15 protein-coding genes and 1 pseudogene are annotated in these 16,030 nt (G+C 57.4%); 11 read left to right on the top strand and 5 right to left on the bottom strand.

What is annotated here, in order from left to right; translation table 11 throughout:
* The first annotated feature begins 34 nt into the window (after positions 1 to 34).
* Together ftsZ and lpxC are read left to right on the top strand one after the other, a co-directional pair.
* A complete protein-coding gene (gene ftsZ / locus DU506_RS14650; protein WP_114487651.1) occupies positions 35 to 1,207 on the top strand; it encodes a cell division protein FtsZ in 1,173 nt (390 codons plus the stop codon).
* A gap of 160 nt (positions 1,208 to 1,367) precedes the next feature.
* Positions 1,368 to 2,279 carry a UDP-3-O-acyl-N-acetylglucosamine deacetylase gene (gene lpxC, locus DU506_RS14645; protein ID WP_114487650.1) on the top strand — a complete coding sequence of 304 codons (912 nt, stop codon included), beginning with the start codon at positions 1,368 to 1,370 and terminating at the stop codon, positions 2,277 to 2,279.
* Positions 2,280 to 2,465: 186 nt separating this feature from the next.
* On the opposite strand, the gene DU506_RS14640 is transcribed toward lpxC, so the two are convergent.
* The gene (locus DU506_RS14640) at positions 2,466 to 3,428 is read right to left on the bottom strand and encodes an IS1595 family transposase (protein ID WP_114487649.1); all 963 of its coding nucleotides are present in this window, start codon (positions 3,426 to 3,428) and stop codon (positions 2,466 to 2,468) included.
* 113 nt (positions 3,429 to 3,541) lie between these two features.
* Between DU506_RS14640 and DU506_RS22830 the strand changes: the two genes are divergently transcribed.
* The gene (locus DU506_RS22830; protein WP_415843611.1) at positions 3,542 to 3,607 is read left to right on the top strand and encodes a helix-turn-helix domain-containing protein; all 66 of its coding nucleotides are present in this window, start codon (positions 3,542 to 3,544) and stop codon (positions 3,605 to 3,607) included.
* A gap of 9 nt (positions 3,608 to 3,616) precedes the next feature.
* Positions 3,617 to 4,714, top strand: a complete 1,098-nt coding sequence (locus DU506_RS14635; RefSeq protein ID WP_235825653.1) for an RNA-guided endonuclease InsQ/TnpB family protein — start codon at positions 3,617 to 3,619, stop codon at positions 4,712 to 4,714.
* 82 nt (positions 4,715 to 4,796) lie between these two features.
* Here the strand turns inward: DU506_RS14635 and DU506_RS14630 are convergent, their stop codons facing one another.
* Positions 4,797 to 5,264 carry a DUF721 domain-containing protein gene (locus DU506_RS14630; RefSeq protein WP_114487648.1) on the bottom strand — a complete coding sequence of 156 codons (468 nt, stop codon included), beginning with the start codon at positions 5,262 to 5,264 and terminating at the stop codon, positions 4,797 to 4,799.
* A 209-nt stretch (positions 5,265 to 5,473) separates the two neighbouring features.
* Here DU506_RS14630 and DU506_RS14625 point away from each other — a divergent pair, with 209 nt between their 5' ends.
* From DU506_RS14625 to DU506_RS14610, 4 genes are all read left to right on the top strand, one after another.
* Positions 5,474 to 5,833: a hypothetical protein gene (locus tag DU506_RS14625; protein WP_114487647.1), complete on the top strand. Its 360-nt coding sequence runs from the start codon at positions 5,474 to 5,476 to the stop codon at positions 5,831 to 5,833.
* An 81-nt stretch (positions 5,834 to 5,914) separates the two neighbouring features.
* Complete coding sequence (gene secA / locus DU506_RS14620; protein ID WP_114487646.1) at positions 5,915 to 8,659, top strand: preprotein translocase subunit SecA; 2,745 nt, start codon at positions 5,915 to 5,917, stop codon at positions 8,657 to 8,659.
* A gap of 47 nt (positions 8,660 to 8,706) precedes the next feature.
* Positions 8,707 to 9,936, top strand: coding sequence for a bifunctional glutamate N-acetyltransferase/amino-acid acetyltransferase ArgJ (gene argJ / locus DU506_RS14615; protein WP_114487645.1), 1,230 nt, complete (start codon positions 8,707 to 8,709; stop codon positions 9,934 to 9,936).
* 54 nt (positions 9,937 to 9,990) lie between these two features.
* Positions 9,991 to 10,947 carry a Nudix family hydrolase gene (locus tag DU506_RS14610; RefSeq protein ID WP_235825650.1) on the top strand — a complete coding sequence of 319 codons (957 nt, stop codon included), beginning with the start codon at positions 9,991 to 9,993 and terminating at the stop codon, positions 10,945 to 10,947.
* A gap of 108 nt (positions 10,948 to 11,055) precedes the next feature.
* Here the strand turns inward: DU506_RS14610 and DU506_RS14605 are convergent, their stop codons facing one another.
* Together DU506_RS14605 and DU506_RS14600 are read right to left on the bottom strand one after the other, a co-directional pair.
* Positions 11,056 to 11,958, bottom strand: a complete 903-nt coding sequence (locus DU506_RS14605; protein ID WP_114487643.1) for a carbon-nitrogen hydrolase — start codon at positions 11,956 to 11,958, stop codon at positions 11,056 to 11,058.
* 24 nt (positions 11,959 to 11,982) lie between these two features.
* Positions 11,983 to 13,038: an agmatine deiminase family protein gene (locus DU506_RS14600; RefSeq protein ID WP_114487642.1), complete on the bottom strand. Its 1,056-nt coding sequence runs from the start codon at positions 13,036 to 13,038 to the stop codon at positions 11,983 to 11,985.
* A 192-nt stretch (positions 13,039 to 13,230) separates the two neighbouring features.
* Here DU506_RS14600 and DU506_RS14590 point away from each other — a divergent pair, with 192 nt between their 5' ends.
* Entirely contained in the window at positions 13,231 to 14,472 is a 1,242-nt protein-coding gene (locus DU506_RS14590; protein WP_114487640.1) for a lipoprotein-releasing ABC transporter permease subunit, read from the top strand.
* A 7-nt stretch (positions 14,473 to 14,479) separates the two neighbouring features.
* The gene (locus DU506_RS14585) at positions 14,480 to 15,220 is read left to right on the top strand and encodes an ABC transporter ATP-binding protein (RefSeq protein WP_235825648.1); all 741 of its coding nucleotides are present in this window, start codon (positions 14,480 to 14,482) and stop codon (positions 15,218 to 15,220) included.
* Here the strand turns inward: DU506_RS14585 and DU506_RS14580 are convergent.
* Positions 15,217 to 15,768, bottom strand: coding sequence for a DUF2062 domain-containing protein (locus DU506_RS14580; RefSeq protein ID WP_114487638.1), 552 nt, complete (start codon positions 15,766 to 15,768; stop codon positions 15,217 to 15,219). The genes DU506_RS14585 and DU506_RS14580 overlap by 4 nt on opposite strands.
* A gap of 117 nt (positions 15,769 to 15,885) precedes the next feature.
* On the opposite strand from DU506_RS14580, the pseudogene DU506_RS22240 reads away from it, so the two are divergent.
* Positions 15,886 to 16,030, top strand: a pseudogene (locus DU506_RS22240) (RNA-guided endonuclease TnpB family protein); the annotation flags it as partial.

Raw genomic sequence — 16,030 nt, 5'->3', positions numbered from 1 at the left:
CAGGGCCGCAAGTGCGGTTCAGGAGACGGGGCTTATGTTCGAATTGATAGATAACGCACCCTCGAGCAGTGCGGTCATCAAGGTAGTGGGTGTTGGCGGTGGTGGTGGTAATGCTGTCAATCACATGGTGGAAAGCAATATCGAGGGCGTGGAGTTCATCTGTTTCAATACAGATGCTCAGGCACTCAAGCGTGTTTCCGCCAAAACTGTGCTGCAGTTGGGCAGCGAGATAACCAAAGGGCTTGGTGCTGGCGCAAACCCCGATGTGGGGCGCCAGGCCGCGATGGAAGACCGGGATCGCATCGCTGAGCTCTTGAGTGGTGCCGACATGGTGTTCATCACTGCCGGCATGGGTGGTGGCACGGGAACCGGTGGCGCGCCGGTGGTGGCTCAGGTAGCCAAGGAGTTGGGTATTCTGACGGTTGCCGTCGTGACCCGGCCTTTCCCGTTTGAAGGGCCGAAGCGCATGCGCGCAGCAGAAGAGGGCATGAAAGAGCTCTCCGAGCATGTCGACTCCTTGATCACTATTCCCAACGAAAAGTTATTGTCGGTCCTGGGCAAGAACGCAACACTGTTGACCGCCTTTAGTGCTGCCAATGATGTGTTGCTGGGTGCCGTACAAGGTATCGCCGAGCTGATCACCAGCCCGGGTATCATCAACGTCGACTTTGCCGACGTTCGCACAGTCATGTCGGAAATGGGCATGGCGATGATGGGTACAGGTGGCGCGACCGGTGAGAATCGTGCCCGTGAAGCGGCAGAAAAGGCCATTCGCAGCCCATTGCTGGAAGATATCGATCTGCACGGTGCTCGAGGCATCCTGGTCAATATCACTGCCGGCCCTGACCTGTCGATTGGCGAATTCAATGATGTCGGTGCGACGGTGCAGGAGTTTGCTTCGCAGGAAGCGACTATTGTCGTGGGTACTTCCATCGACATGGAAATGTCTGACGAACTGCGTGTTACCGTCGTGGCGGCTGGATTGGATGGTCAGCAGACCAAGAAAACAGCGCGTGAGCCTGTTCGACGTACCGCTGCTGATTCATCGGATTATCGCAAGCTACAGCAGCCTACCGTCATGCGCCAGCAGGCCACGGCACGTGCAGAGGCCAAGGAGCCGGCAAAGCCGCGCCCAGAAAAGCGGCGAGCCAGTGAGGCGGACGACTATCTGGACATTCCGGCGTTTTTACGCCGTCAAGCGGATTGACCTGAGTAATTTGATCCTTGCCAAGCAGTGTATTGCAATAGCAAACGGGCGTTTCTTTTGTGGAAATGCTCGTTTTCTGTTAAAGTGAACACTGTTCGTTAAGTTGGTTTTCCGTTTTTATGTTTATTTTGTCACCGTCACTAGAACCCGGGTATCGCCCATGATCAGACAACGCACCCTGCAAAACGTCATCCGTGCCACTGGAGTGGGGTTGCACTCTGGAAAGAAGGTGCACTTGGCGCTGCGCCCAGCTCCGGTCAATACTGGTATCGTTTTCGTCAGGACCGATCTCGACCCTGTCGTTGAAGTGCCGGCACGGGCCGCGCTGGTCGAAGACACCACATTGTGCACGGCTTTGTCGCTTGAGGGGGTCAAGGTGGCAACCGTGGAGCACCTGATGTCGGCATTTGCGGGTTTGGGCATCGACAATGCTTACGTCGATGTCAGTGCCCCTGAAGTACCGATCATGGATGGCAGCGCCAGCCCTTTTGTATTCCTGATTCAGTCCGCGGGTATCCTGGAGCAGGGTGCACCTAAGAAATTCATCCGTATCAAGCGCAAAGTATCGGTTCAGGCGGATGACAAGGAAGCCACGTTCCTGCCCCATCATGGCTTCAAGGTGTCGTTTGCGATTGATTTCGATCATCCTGTGTTCGACCAGCAGAAGCAGACAGCGTTGATCGATTTTTCCACGACCTCCTTTGTCAAGGAAGTGGCCCGAGCACGCACTTTTGGTTTCATGCGCGATCTTGAATTTCTGCGCTCCAATAACCTGGCGCTCGGTGGAAGCCTGGATAATGCCATCGTGATCGATGATTATCGGATCGTGAACGAAGGCGGGTTGCGCTACGAAGATGAGTTTGTCAAGCACAAGGTGCTGGACGCCATCGGCGACCTCTACCAGTTGGGGCATAGTCTGATCGGCGAATTCCGCGGCGTGAAATCAGGCCATGCATTGAATAACCAGTTGTGCCGTGAGTTGTTGGCTCAGCCGGATGCCTATGAAATCGTTACCTTTGAAGAGGAAAAAGCCATCGCTCCAATTTCCTATTCAGCGCCGGCGATGGCATAAGGTAGCGACTTTTTTTTCCATGATGTTTAAAGGCACTGCGACTTTCGCGGTGCCTTTTGCTTTTGGGTGTTCAAGTTAGCAAAAACCCGCGTAAACCCTCGCCTGAAGGGCGTATACAAGCGGGCAGCGCGATAGCGCTGCTGGGGTGTTGCAGTGGGGGTCGGCTCTGATACTATACATCCATGGCTATGTTGGTATCTGTTGTTGGTCAGCGCCTATCGCCACGCGAAGCCACGCCTCCTCGGATGGCTTAGCGGTTTCAAACAACCGCCGCCATGCCAGGTAATTCGGTAAGTACGCTGTCCCCACCCCATGAAAGCGCCCTATCCAGCCCTTCAAACGGCTGATATAGCTGTTGACGTTCTGAATGTGGTATTCCTTGCCGATCACTCGCTGGTTATCGAGTGTGATTAGCCGATGATGGGCAATACCATGCTCAGCAGAGAAGGTCTTATACCAGCTGTGCCCGTCCGAACATAAAATCGAATCGCGATCGATTAGCGGCGCCAGAAAGTCGTGGACAGTGGCCTTCTGGAGCGCCGGGTCCACCAGGTCACTGACATGGCCATGGCGATCACGCACGATAATGACCGGAATTTTATCTGCTTTTTTCTTCTTATTGCCTTGGCCACCGCGTTTGCGAGGCGCCCGGTGCGTGAGGTGACGCTTCCCCTTGCAGGATTCCACAAAGAAGGTTTCATCTACCTCGATAATGCCGGACAAGGCATTGCCGTTGGCACTGGCGCTCTCTTTCAGAAACCGATGACGCCAGCGGAAGGCCGTCTTCAAATCAATCCCCACTCGGGCTGCCGAGACGCGTAATGTCAGGCTGTCGCGCATGCAGCGCAAGTAATCGAACCATTTGTCACGATGCTGCATTTTGGCTAGGGGGGTGCCTGTGAGGGCATTGAACGTCTTGTGACAATCGGGATTTCGACACCGATACCGATGCAGGCCGCCGCTACGCCCCCACTTGACGGGGTGTTCGCCGCCACAGTGCGGGCACGGGGGGAAAGGTCTCGTGGTGTCGAGAAGGGTAACCACTTGGGAGCTAATTTGCGCAAGAAGCTGATCTGCTAAGTATTTCTTGAGATCAACAGGGAGACTAGCCAGTGTCTGCTCGAGGGATTTGAGGTCTGCTTTTTTCATGGCGTACTCCAGAGTCAAGCTGGATATACAGTAGTTTATACAGTATTTTTAAAGCATACCAACAGCAGATACCAACATAGCTACATCCATACAGCCCATGAGTTGGAAACGCCGTGCTGAAAGCCACCAAGGTACGCATTTACCCCACCCCTGAGCAGGCGGAGTTTCTGAACCGCTAGTTCGGGGCGGTGCGGTTTACGTACAACAAGGCACTGCACATTATCAGCTCGCAGTACAACCGGCATGGCACCAAACTACGCGCTAAAAAAGACCTCAAGCCCTTGTTGGCGGTGGCCAAGAAATCGCGGAAGTATTATTGGCTAAAAGACTACGACTCCATCGCGTTGCAACAAGCCTGTATCAACCTGGATCGTGCCTTCCAGAACTTTTTCAACCCCCAGCTCAAGGCGCGCTATCCGCGCTTTAAGCGCAAGCACGGTAAGCAGTCGAGCTATCACTGCACCAGCATCAAAGTGGGTGATGGTTGGATCAAGGTGCCCAAGCTTACGCCGATCAAAGCGCGGATTCATCGGGAGCTTACCGGCATGCTGAAAAGCATCACGCTGACCCGCACCACCACCGGCAAATACTTTGCCTCGCTACTGGTGGAAGATGGCGCGGATGCCCCGGCGCCGCCGCAAACTGTTCAGACGGTCATCGGCGTGGACATGGGTTTGACGCACCTCGCCATCGACTCCAAGGGCCAAAAAACGGCTAATCCCCGCTTTTTAAAACGCGCTCAGTCGAACCTTCGGCGCAAGCAGAAAGTCCTCTCGCGCTGCCAAAAAGGCAGCAAAGGCCGTGCGAAAGCGCGGCTAAAACTCGCCAAGGCGCACGAGCGCCTGGCGAATGCGCGTGCTGATTTCCAGCACAAGCTGTCTCGACAACTCATTGACGACAACCAAGCGGTGGTGGTCGAGACACTGAACGTCAAAAACATGCTCAAGAACCGCAAGCTGGCCAAGCATATTGCCGACGCCAGTTGGTCAGGCTTGATCCAGAAGCTGGATTATAAGGCCAAGGAACAGGGAAAATATCTGGTCAAGATTGACCAATGGTTTGCCAGTTCCAAAACCTGCGCCTGCTGCGGGCATAAGGTTGAGTCGATGCCGCTGAGTGTTCGTCGCTGGGATTGTCCAGCCTGCGGCACCATCGGTATTGACCGCGACATCAATGCCGCGATCAATATCCGGCAGCAAGGCATTTTAAAATTAAAGGCCACAGGTCTGTCGGCCTCAGCCAGCGGAGGCATGCGTAAATCCGGCCACGCGCCGCTTGCTGCCTGAGAAGTTGGAAGCCTCACCCGTGGTCGCGGAGCGACTTAGGGTGGGGCGCAGTCACGGTGATCGAATCTATGCTGTGGCGGAGTCATGGTGTCCGGGGAGGTGTCGCGTGGCTCGCAAGCCGTTGCAATGCATCTTTTAGCCCAGGGTCAGCGACATCATCGGCGCAGCGCGCCAAGGTATCGCCTGCTGTACCGGAAAGTGTACGGGTATTGCGAACAGGCGCTTTCGGTGGGCGAACGGGGCGCACCTTGAGTGTCAGGCCGGTAATCGATTCGAAGCCCGGCAGTTGATGAAGCAGTGAAATCAGCCGAGATTGTTCGAAACGTAGCCAGGTCAACCAGACGGCACGGTTGGTAATTACGGTCAAGCGTCCTTGGCTATACCCCCCTACGAAGACGTATTCCCGCATTTCCTCGGGCAGGTGTGCACGTAAATGGCGCTGGGCCAGATCAATCAGGCGCGACTGGCGCATCAAGTGGCCCAGCCCGCCTGGTTCGTTCAGGAGTCGGGAGATGGGCTGGGCGCGTGAACGCTTAACCTTTATACTCATGGCCTTGATTCCTGGGGAAACTCCCTCATCTTGTATTCTCCGAAGTATTTTCCTGAATTTTTTTGCAGGATCTGCTTTCAGAGATAGCTCTTCGAGATAGTTCTTAAAGACAGTTCTTCCGGATTCAGATTGCTTCGGTTCGGCGTGTAGCGTCGCACCGGTATTCATTCAGCGCAAGAGCCTAACACGCTCAGGAGCCAGTCCACAGCATGTCGTTGCCTTCTGTCTTGCCGGCTGCCGCACCGAGGCGCCAACGTCGCCATGGGATTGCCCGGTGGTGGTTGGCCGGCCTGCTGGTTAGCTGTTTACTGCCTGCGGGGCTTGGCCAAACCGACACCTTGCGTATTGGTGAACGCGTGGTCTCGGTATGTTTCTGGATGCCGGCTATCTTGCGTGCTCGTTCGCATTGGTTTGCCAAGCGTCGCAAGGCGCATCCCCGCTCCCGGGTGTTGCGTATCCTTCCCGTACTGGCCGTGCTGCTTCCACCGGCCTTTGGCCTCGGCATGAAATTGCCCATGCCCGCCGCTCATGATGTGTTGACACAACGCGGTCCTCCTGTCTCGACCTGATGCCATTCGGCAAAATGACTACGACATACGTGGGGCTCGGGCCATGCCCGGGACGGACATACGTGATTTACTGGATAGTTCATGATTAATAATTTATTACGCAAAGTAGTCGGCTCCAAGAACGATCGTGAAGTTAAACGCATGCATAAGAGCGTGCATCACATCAACGTTCTGGAAGCCGAACTCGAAGCACTGAGCGATGCCGACTTGCAGGCCAGGACGGGGGAGCTGCGCAAACGGCTGGATAATGGCGAACCGCTGGATTCGTTGCTTCCAGCCGCATTTGCCAACGTACGTGAAGCCAGTAAACGTGTGATGGGAATGCGCCACTTCGATGTGCAGATGATCGGTGGTATGACCTTGAACAAGGGACGTATTGCAGAGATGAAAACCGGGGAAGGCAAGACCCTGGTGGCCACATTGGCGGTATATCTCAATGCATTGCCCGGAAAAGGCGTGCATGTAGTGACCGTAAACGACTACCTGGCCCGGCGTGATGCTGAATGGATGCGTCCCCTGTACGAGTTTCTGGGACTCTCGATCGGCGTTATCTTTTCGGGCCAGAACGGTGATGAAAAGCGCCATGCTTATCGGTGCGATATTACCTACGGCACCAATAACGAATTCGGCTTCGATTATCTGCGCGACAACATGGCGTTTTCGCTGGAAGACAAGGTTCAGCGTGGCTTGCATTACGCCATTGTCGATGAAGTGGATTCCATTCTGATCGATGAAGCACGTACCCCCTTGATCATTTCCGGTGCCGTGGATGAGAACACCGAGCTTTACAAGGTGGCTGACCGGCTGGCGCTGGAGCTGGAAAAAGGCGAAGAAATAGAAGGCGACGAGTCATCCGTGGTGGGTGACTTTCTGCTGGATGAAAAGCAGAAGCAGGTCGAGCTCACCGAGGAAGGTCACAACAAGGTAGAAGACTTGATGCGCGCCGAGAAGTTACTCGGCGAAGACGAATCGCTTTATGCCGCACAGAACCTGAATCTGCTGCAGCACATCCATTCCGCACTGCGCGCTCGTCATCTTTATCATCGTGATGTGGATTACATCGTCACTGAAGGTCAGGTGGTCATCGTCGATGAACATACCGGCCGTAGCATGCCGGGACGTCGCTGGTCGGAAGGTTTGCACCAGGCAGTGGAGGCCAAGGAAGGCGTCACTGTCCAGCGCGAAAGCCAGACACTGGCCTCCACCACTTTTCAGAACTATTTCCGTCTTTACGAAAAACTGGCTGGTATGACCGGGACGGCGGATACCGAAGCGTTCGAGTTTCGTCAGATCTACGGCCTGGATGTGATCGTCATTCCCACCAACCGGCCGCTGACGCGTAAAGACCTCAATGATCTCGTGTTCTTGAGCGCTGAAGAAAAGTACGAAGCCATCATCAAGGATGTAAAGACCGAAACTGACGCGGGTCGCCCGGTCCTGGTGGGTACCGCGTCCATCGAGACCTCTGAATACCTGGCCAGCTTGATGAAAGAAGCGGGGATTCCGTTCAATGTGCTCAACGCCAAGCAGCACCAGAGCGAGGCCGAGATCATCGCTCAGGCCGGCCGGCCGGGCGCGGTGACCATTGCCACCAATATGGCCGGTCGGGGTACCGACATCGTGCTCGGGGGTAACTGGGAAGCTGAAGTCGCCAAGCTGGACAACCCCTCCCAGGCACAAATCAACTCGCTCAAGGCTGAATGGCAGGCGCGCCATGAGGCGGTACTGGCGGCGGGAGGCTTGCACGTGGTGGGTTCGGAGCGCCATGAATCACGGCGTATCGATAACCAGTTGCGCGGCCGTGCCGGGCGTCAGGGTGACCCGGGTTCGACACGCTTCTTCCTGTCGCTGGAAGATAGCCTGATGCGTCTGTTCGGCTCGGATCGAGTCAAGCGCTTGATGCAGGCGCTGGGCCTTGAGCGCGGTGAAGCCATCGAACATAAAATGGTTTCCAACGCCGTAGAACGGGCGCAAAAGAAAGTCGAAGGGCGTAACTTCGATATTCGCAAGCAATTGCTGGAATACGATGATGTGGCCAACGATCAGCGTCGCGTCATCTACGAACAGCGCAACGAAATCTTGGCTTCTGACGATGTTTCCGAAGCCGTGAAGGGCATCCGTGAAGAAGTCATGGAAGCTGCCATCAGCGATTTCGTGCCGCCGCAGAGTCTGGCTGAACAGTGGGATTTGCCCGGGCTTGAAGCCTATCTCAAGACTGAGTTCAATCTGGATGCCCCGGTAGTGGAATGGGCGAAAGAGGATGATCGTTTCCACGAAGAGCAGCTGCGTGAGCGCTTGCAAACCATGCACCGTGAAGCGTATCAGGCCAAAATTGATTCGGCGGGTGAGACTCTGATTCGGCGCTTCGAAAAGCAGGTCATGTTGCAAGTGCTGGATACGCGCTGGAAGGAACACCTGCAATCGATGGATCACTTGCGTCGCGGGATCCACCTGCGCGGCTACGCCCAGAAGAACCCCAAGCAGGAATACAAGCGCGAGTCCTTTGAACTGTTTCAGCACTTGCTGACCAACATCAAGGTGGATATCACGCGTATTCTCAGCCATGTGCAAGTGCGCCAGCCGGAAGAGGTCGAAGCTATCGAGCGCCAGCGTCGTGAGGCGTTGGCACGTGAACAGGCAACGGCTGATAGCCGCCACGACGACCCGAACGCCACCCAAGAAAGTGGAGAAGCACAGCCTGCGCGTGAAACGGCGGGTATTGATGCGCGTCCGGTGCGTCGTGAAGGTCCCAAAGTGGGACGAAATGATCCCTGTGTGTGCGGTTCCGGTAAAAAATACAAGCAATGTTGCGGTAAGTTGAACTGATTGACGGCGTTATAAGCCGAACTGCCAAACCTTGAGGAGAAACGTTCATGGCTGTGGGTAACGCTGATTTTCCCGATATGCCACCCTTGCCAGGGGTGCGCCTGGGAACCGCAATGGCGGGTATCAAGAAAGCCGGGCGGCGCGATCTGGTGGTCATTGAACTACCGGAAAGCGCTAAAGTGGCCGCTGTCTTCACGCGCAACGCCTTTTGTGCGGCCCCGGTCACGGTGGCGCGTGAACACCTTGCAGCTTGCCATGCTGAGAGCAAAGCACCGCGCTACCTGTTGATCAATACCGGCAATGCCAACGCCGGTACCGGTGAGGCTGGGTTGCGCGATGCGCGTGCTAGCTGTGCCGAACTTGCCCGCCTGGCTGGTGTGGTCAGCGAAAGTGTGTTGCCGTTTTCCACCGGTGTGATCGGGGAGCCGCTGCCCATGGAGCGCCTGCTGGCGGCGCTGCCGGCGGCACTGGATGCCTGTGATAGTGCCGGCCCAGCCTGGCGGCTGGCGGGGGAGGGAATACTGACCACCGATACGCGCCCCAAAGGGGCAAGCCAGACGGTGGCTATCGGTGACCACCAGGTAACCATCAACGGCATTACCAAAGGCTCGGGCATGATCAAGCCCAACATGGCCACCATGCTGGGCTTTGTGGTGACTGATGCGGCCATCGAGCAGCCTTTGCTCGAGCAATTGCTCAAGGAAACCGTCGATCGCTCGTTCAATTGCATCACGGTGGATAGCGACACCTCCACCAACGATGCCTGCCTGCTGGTCGCCACCGGCGCCGGTGCCGCAGTGGTCACCGAGGAACAGGTGGCCGTCTTTCGCAACGCCCTGCAGCGAGTGATGACCGAGCTTGCCCAGGCGATCATCCGTGACGCCGAAGGCGCGACCAAATTCGTGACCCTGCAGGTAACCGATGCGGCCAGCCGCGAAGAAGCGCTGGAGGTTGCGTTTACCGTGGCTCATTCGCCGCTGGTCAAGACGGCGCTGTACGCCAGTGACGCCAACTGGGGTCGGATCCTGGCGGCGGTAGGCCGGGCCAATGTCAGCGATTTCGATGTCAGCCGAGTGGTGATCAACCTGGGTAACGTCCACCTGGTGGAAAATGGCGGTCGTGCCGCGGATTACAGTGAAGCGGCGGGCAGCGAGGTGATGGCCCAAGAGGAAATCATCATTCATATCGGCCTGGGACGTGGGGAAGAGGCCGCCACGGTGTGGACCTCGGACTTGTCGCATGACTATGTTTCAATCAATGCCGATTACCGTAGCTGACCTGCTTTGGCGGTGAGGCCGTCCAGGTTTACGTTAAAAAGTGGACAACACAGAATGAATGCAATGGTAAAACGACGGGTACACGTAGCAGCGGCGGCAATTATTAGTGCCGATAAAAAACAGGTGCTTATCGCTCGCCGTCCTTCCAGTGTCGACCATGGTGGGTTATGGGAATTTCCCGGCGGTAAGCTGGCCCCCTATGAAACTGGGCTTGAAGGGCTGAAGCGGGAGCTGCACGAAGAGTTAGGCGTGGAGATTGTTCGCGCTCAGCCATTGATCCGTGTACACCACGAATATCCGGATAAGCATATCCTGTTGGATGTATGGCAGGTCCATGAGTTTTCCGGAGAGCCTTTCGGCCGTGAAGGCCAAGCGGTACGTTGGGTGGCCATGCATGAGTTGGCCAACTATCCATTCCCCGCCGCCAACTTGCCGATTCTCCAAGCCGTCAAACTGCCCACCGAATACCTGATCACCGCGGAGGAGGATGACGAGGCGCTGTTCGATAAGCGTCTGGAGCGAGCCCTGCGGGAGGATCAGGTACGCCTGGTGCAGTTGCGCGACAAGCATTTAAGTCGAGAGGCTTACCTGGCACGAGCGGAACGCGCGCTTGCGTTGTGCAAGGCCTACGAGGCGCGCTTGTTGCTCAATGGCGAACCTGACCTGCTCGACGACGTGGATGCTGACGGCATTCACCTCACTAGTGAGCGTTTGATGTCACTGGAGCGTCGCCCGATTGCCGACGATAAATTGCTCGCTGCGTCGACACATGATCGTGATCAATTGCGCCAAGCGGTGGTGTTGGGTAGCAACTTCGTCACGCTTTCGCCGCTGCGTACGACACCTTCTCACCCGGAAGTGGCTCCCATGGGTTGGCACGATTTCCAGCAGCTGGTCGAACGCGCCGGTATGCCGGTGTTCGCTCTCGGCGGCATGACGCGCTTCGATGCTCACCACGCCCGCGCCGTTGGTGCCCAAGGCATTGCCTCGATTCGAGATTTTTGGAAGTAGCTTCTGGAAGTAAGCGAAACGTAACGTAAATAGCCCCGCCAGCAAAGCTTGCGGGGCTATTGTTTTGCTTGGGATGGCTTGGCTCGGGATGGCTTTGTATGGAAAGGTCTAGTCGCGGTAGCGCCGGGTCAGATCCGCATAAGCATCCACACGCCGGTCTCTCAGGTACGGCCAGATGCGCCGGACTTCTTCACTACGCGCCAAGTCGAGTTGGACCAGCAGGCGTTCCGGCCCTTCTCCGGCATGCGCTAACAGCTCCCCCTGGGGTCCGCTGATGAAGCTGCCTCCCCAGAAATCTATCCCTTCTCCTACTTCCGACTGGTCGCGTTCGTGGCCAGTACGGTTGGCGACCACCACGGGCACCCCGTTAGCCACCGCATGCGAGCGTTGGATCAATGTCCAAGCGTCTTTTTGGCGGTATTTCTCGGCCGTGTCGTCGCTTGGACTCCAGCCGATGGCGGTGGGATAAAGCAGTAGCTCGGCACCGGCGAGGGCCATCAGGCGAGCGGCTTCCGGGTACCATTGATCCCAGCACACCAGTACCCCTAAACGCCCCACGGAAGTGTCGATAGGGGTGAAACCTTCGTGACGCGCGGCATCCGCATCGCCCGGCGTAAAGTAGAATTTTTCGTAAAAGCCCGGATCGTCGGGGATGTGCATCTTGCGATAATGCCCGACACGCCCCCGGTCACGGTCGTAGACCACGGCGGTGTTGTGATACAGCCCAGCCGCCCGGCGTTCGAACAGCGAGCCCACAAGAACGATATCCAGCTCCTGGGCCAGGCGTGCCAGAAATTGCCCGGAAGGGCCATCCAACGGCTCGGCCAGGTCAAACAGGGCGGTATCTTCGTACTGGCAGAAATAATGCGTGCTGTGTAGTTCCTGCAGCAATACCAGCTCGGCTCCTTGGGCGGCAAGTTCACGGACGCCCGCTTCGCTTTCCGCGAGGCTTTTGGCCTTGTCCGGCCAGGCGGGTTGCTGAACCAGGCCGACACTGAGTGTTTTCGCCATGAAAGGACTCCTTGGTGGGCAATCTCAGGTAAGAGGGAGCGGGCCTTCGACCAGCGTTCCTTGGGGGAGTTGCATGGTCAGGCAATGCAGGCTGCCATGCTGGCGGATGACGCTGGTGCAATCGATCGGAATGATGTCACGCTCGGGAAATGCTCGGGCCAGCGCCTTGAGGGCCGCGAAATCGGCCGGGTCAGCATAGGTGGGTGCCAGCACGGCGCCGTTGATGATCAGGAAGTTGGCATAGGTGGCGGGTAGGCGATGGCCGTCCTCAGGGTCGAAACATGCCTGGGGCCAAGGCAGCGGGATCAAGCGATAAGGTTTGCCATTGGCCTGACGAAAAGCCTGCAGTTCGGCTTCCATGGCTTTTAACCCCGGGTAATGGGCATCATCGGGGTCGTCGCATTGCACATAGGCGATGGTCGCCGGGTCGCAAAAGCGTGCCAGGGTATCCACGTGGCTATCGGTGTCATCGCCTTCCAGATGCCCATGGCTTAGCCACAGGACCCGCTGAATACCTAATTCCCGGCCAAGCCTGGCTTCGATGGCGGCGCGGTCGAGTTGCGGGTTGCGGTTGAGGTTGAGCAGACAGGCCTCGGTCGTCAAGAGGGTTCCCTGACCATCGGTTTCCAGAGCGCCGCCTTCAAGGATCAGCTCGCGTCGCTCTACCGGGCAGGCGAATACACCCGCCTTGGCCAGTTGCCCGGTCAGGCGGTTGTCACGCTCGGCGGGAAACTTGCCGCCCCAGCCGGTAAAGGTGTAATCCAGCAGCAGCAGGCCATCCTCATGAGCGACCGCCAAAGGACCGTGATCCCGCGCCCAGGTGTCGTCGGTTTCGGCCACGACGAGTTGCAGGCGCTCGGCCGGTATGCGATAAGCCTCAAAGGTTTTTTCCAGGCGCTGGCGGGTGGCGTCATCGGGTACGCTTATCAACACCTTCTGTTTGCGGCTGATCGCCAGCGCCATGAGTTCCAGTGTCGCTTCGATACGGGGTAACAGCGTGGCCCAGTCGCCGTCGGGGCGTGGCCAGGTGAGTTGCACGCCGTCTTGCGGGTGCCATTCGGGAAGCAAGCGATAGGTCATGATGTTCCGTACTCGGGAAAACGCCGTCCGGCGATCAGGGAACCCTCGCGCAAGGCGGGGATCGAAAACCGGCGCAATGTATGTGCTGCGCTGGTGAGTTGCAAGCAAATCCCCCGCCAATCCTCGCTATTTCTCATGCAGGCCATATCAAAAAAACGTACCATGGCCGCTCGTTGACAAGGAATGACCTCCATGCTTGATCGTTTACCTTTCCTGGTTGGGTTGCGCTATGTGCGAGCCGAACGCCGGAACCATTTTATTTCGTTTATTTCCCTGACGTCCATGCTGGGTTTGATGCTGGGCGTGGCGGTATTGATACTGGTGCTGTCGGTCATGAATGGCTTTGACCATGAACTGCGTACCCGCATCTTGGGGATGGTGCCGCACGCCAAGATCGAAGCCCGCGACGGCCTGGTCGAGTGGGAAACACTTGCCGAGCGTCTGGTGCAGCGTGAGCGAGTGGTCGGCGCTGCCCCCTTCATCGAGCAGCAGGGCATGTTCTCGATGGGTGGGCGCAATGAAGGCGTCATGGCCTATGGCATCCATCCCGACTGGGAGGATCAGGTCTCGATCATCGGTCAGCACATGCTTGAAGGGGATTTGAGCGACCTGGTGCCGGGAGAATGGAATGTGGTGCTGGGCGCCATGCTGGCCCGCAACCTGGGGGTGGGTGTCGGTGATAGAGTGACCTTGTTGGTCCCTGAGGCGTCGATCACACCCGCCGGAGTCTTTCCACGCCTTAAACGCTTCACCGTGAGCGGCATTTTCAGCGTGGGAGCGGAGCTGGACGCCAACCTGGCCTATGCTCATCTCGAAGACATGCAGACGCTTGCGCGCATGGGCGATGCGGTGGACGGGGTGCGCCTGGAGCTGGATGATCTGTTCGTTGCCGGTAGCGTAACCCGGTCCATCGTCAATGAGCTGGGACCCAACTACCGCGGCAGCGACTGGACGTTTTCCCATGGTAACCTCTTCCAGGCCATCCAGATGGAAAAGCGCATGATTGCGTTACTGTTGACCGTGATCATTGCCGTTGCCGCCTTCAATATCGTTTCCACCTTGGTGATGGTGGTGACCGACAAGCGCGCCGATATCGCCATTTTACGCACCATCGGGGCCACACCGCGTTCGATCATGGGTATTTTCATTGTCCAGGGTCTGGCGATCGGGGTGATCGGCATTGCGGTGGGAGTGACGCTGGGGGTGGTTCTGGCGTGGACCATTTCCGATTTGATCGGCTGGGTGGAAAGCACCTTTGGTATTCAGTTCCTGGATGCCGGGGTGTATTTCATCAGTGATCTGCCGTCACGCCTGCACTGGGCGGATGTCCGCGATATCGTGTTGGCGGCCTTCGGCCTGACCTTCCTTTCCACCCTGTATCCGGCCTGGCGCGCAGCGCGTGTTCAGCCGGCCGATGTTCTGCGCTATGAGTGAGGGTGCCATGATACAGCCAACTACCGCCACGCCGCCGGCCGCTGCGCCAACTGCTTCCAGTCAGCCGAGCATCATGCTGGACTGCCAGGGCTTGACGCGCATCTACCATGAAGGGCCTCAGGATATTACCGTGCTGGATGGGCTTGATCTTCAAGTGCACGCCGGCGAGCGTGTCGCCATTGTGGGAAGCTCCGGTTCGGGCAAGACTACGTTGCTTAATTTGCTGGGCGGCCTTGATCGGCCCAGCGCCGGCCGTGTGATGATTGGCGGTGAACCCTTGGACAAACTGAAGGAGGCGGCGTTAGGCCGTTTTCGCAATCGCTATATCGGTTTCGTCTATCAGTTTCATCATCTGCTGGCGGAGTTCACCGCCGTGGAAAATGCCGCCTTGCCGCTGATTGTGCGCGGCCTGCGTAAAAAAGACGCCGAAAAACGCGCCATGGCAATACTCGAACGAGTGGGGATGCAGGCGCGCGCCGAGCACAAGCCGGGTGAGCTTTCCGGCGGTGAGCGTCAACGCGTGGCGATTGCCCGCGCTTTGGTCACCGACCCGAGCCTGATGCTTATGGATGAGCCGACCGGTAACCTGGATCAGACCACGGCGTCGAGCATTCTGGCGATGATGGACGAATTGGCCCGTGAAAGTGCCTGTGCTTTCGTGATCGTCACCCATGACGTCAGTCTGGCTGCGCATCAGGATCGAGTACTCAAGCTCGACGGTGGAAAGTTGGTGGAAGAAGTTGGTTAATCGTCGAATTCCGATTCGATGTGCTCACGGCGTTGCTGGCGCTTCAGCCGGCGACGTTTCCAGTGTCGCGAGACATGCCAGCGCCAGATCAAGCGTATGCCGACATTGGCGGCCACGGCCAATAGCAGGGCGGTGGCTACCGAGCCCAGCAGGAGTGCAGGCATGATGTCGGTCATCTGCTCGGCAATCCATTGAGTCGATACACGACTGGGCGCCTCTCGCGGCGGCGTATCGAGTAACCAGGCGCCCAGACGATAGTTGCCGAAAAAAAACAGCGGCATGGTCAGGGGATTGGTGATCCATACCAGCCCCACGGAAAGTGCCAGATTGCAGCGACTCCACTTTGCACCCAAGGCAGCCACCACCATCTGGAAGGGAATGGGCAGCATGGCGCAGAACAACCCGACGCTGAATGCATTGGCCACGCTGCGTCGCGAGAGCACCCAAAGCGCTGGATCAGCAATCAACGGCGCCATGAAGCGCAGCGAACGTTGGCGGCTGAGCGTGTCGGGTCGGGGCATGTAGCGCTGCAGGAACCGGCGCGGCATGTCAGTTACTCGCGTAATGGGGTGGGAGCCATTATCCATATAAGGTAGGGCAACCGCCATGGATGGGATTTAACCCAGCCAGGATGCCAGGGAGGGCATATGCATATCGGATTGGCGTTGCCCATCCGCTGGAGCCGCGAACTTCCGTCAGCCCCCAGCACCGTTACCGTGTCCCAAGACCGCGCCGGTCGCTATTTCATTAGCTGCTTGTGCAAAGTGGACGCCGAATCACTGTCCATTACCCCCAAGATGGTGGGTATCG

This window comes from Vreelandella rituensis, assembly GCF_003336665.1.
Lineage (GTDB): Bacteria > Pseudomonadota > Gammaproteobacteria > Pseudomonadales > Halomonadaceae > Vreelandella > Vreelandella rituensis.
This window is presented reverse-complemented; position numbering and strand designations above follow the sequence as displayed.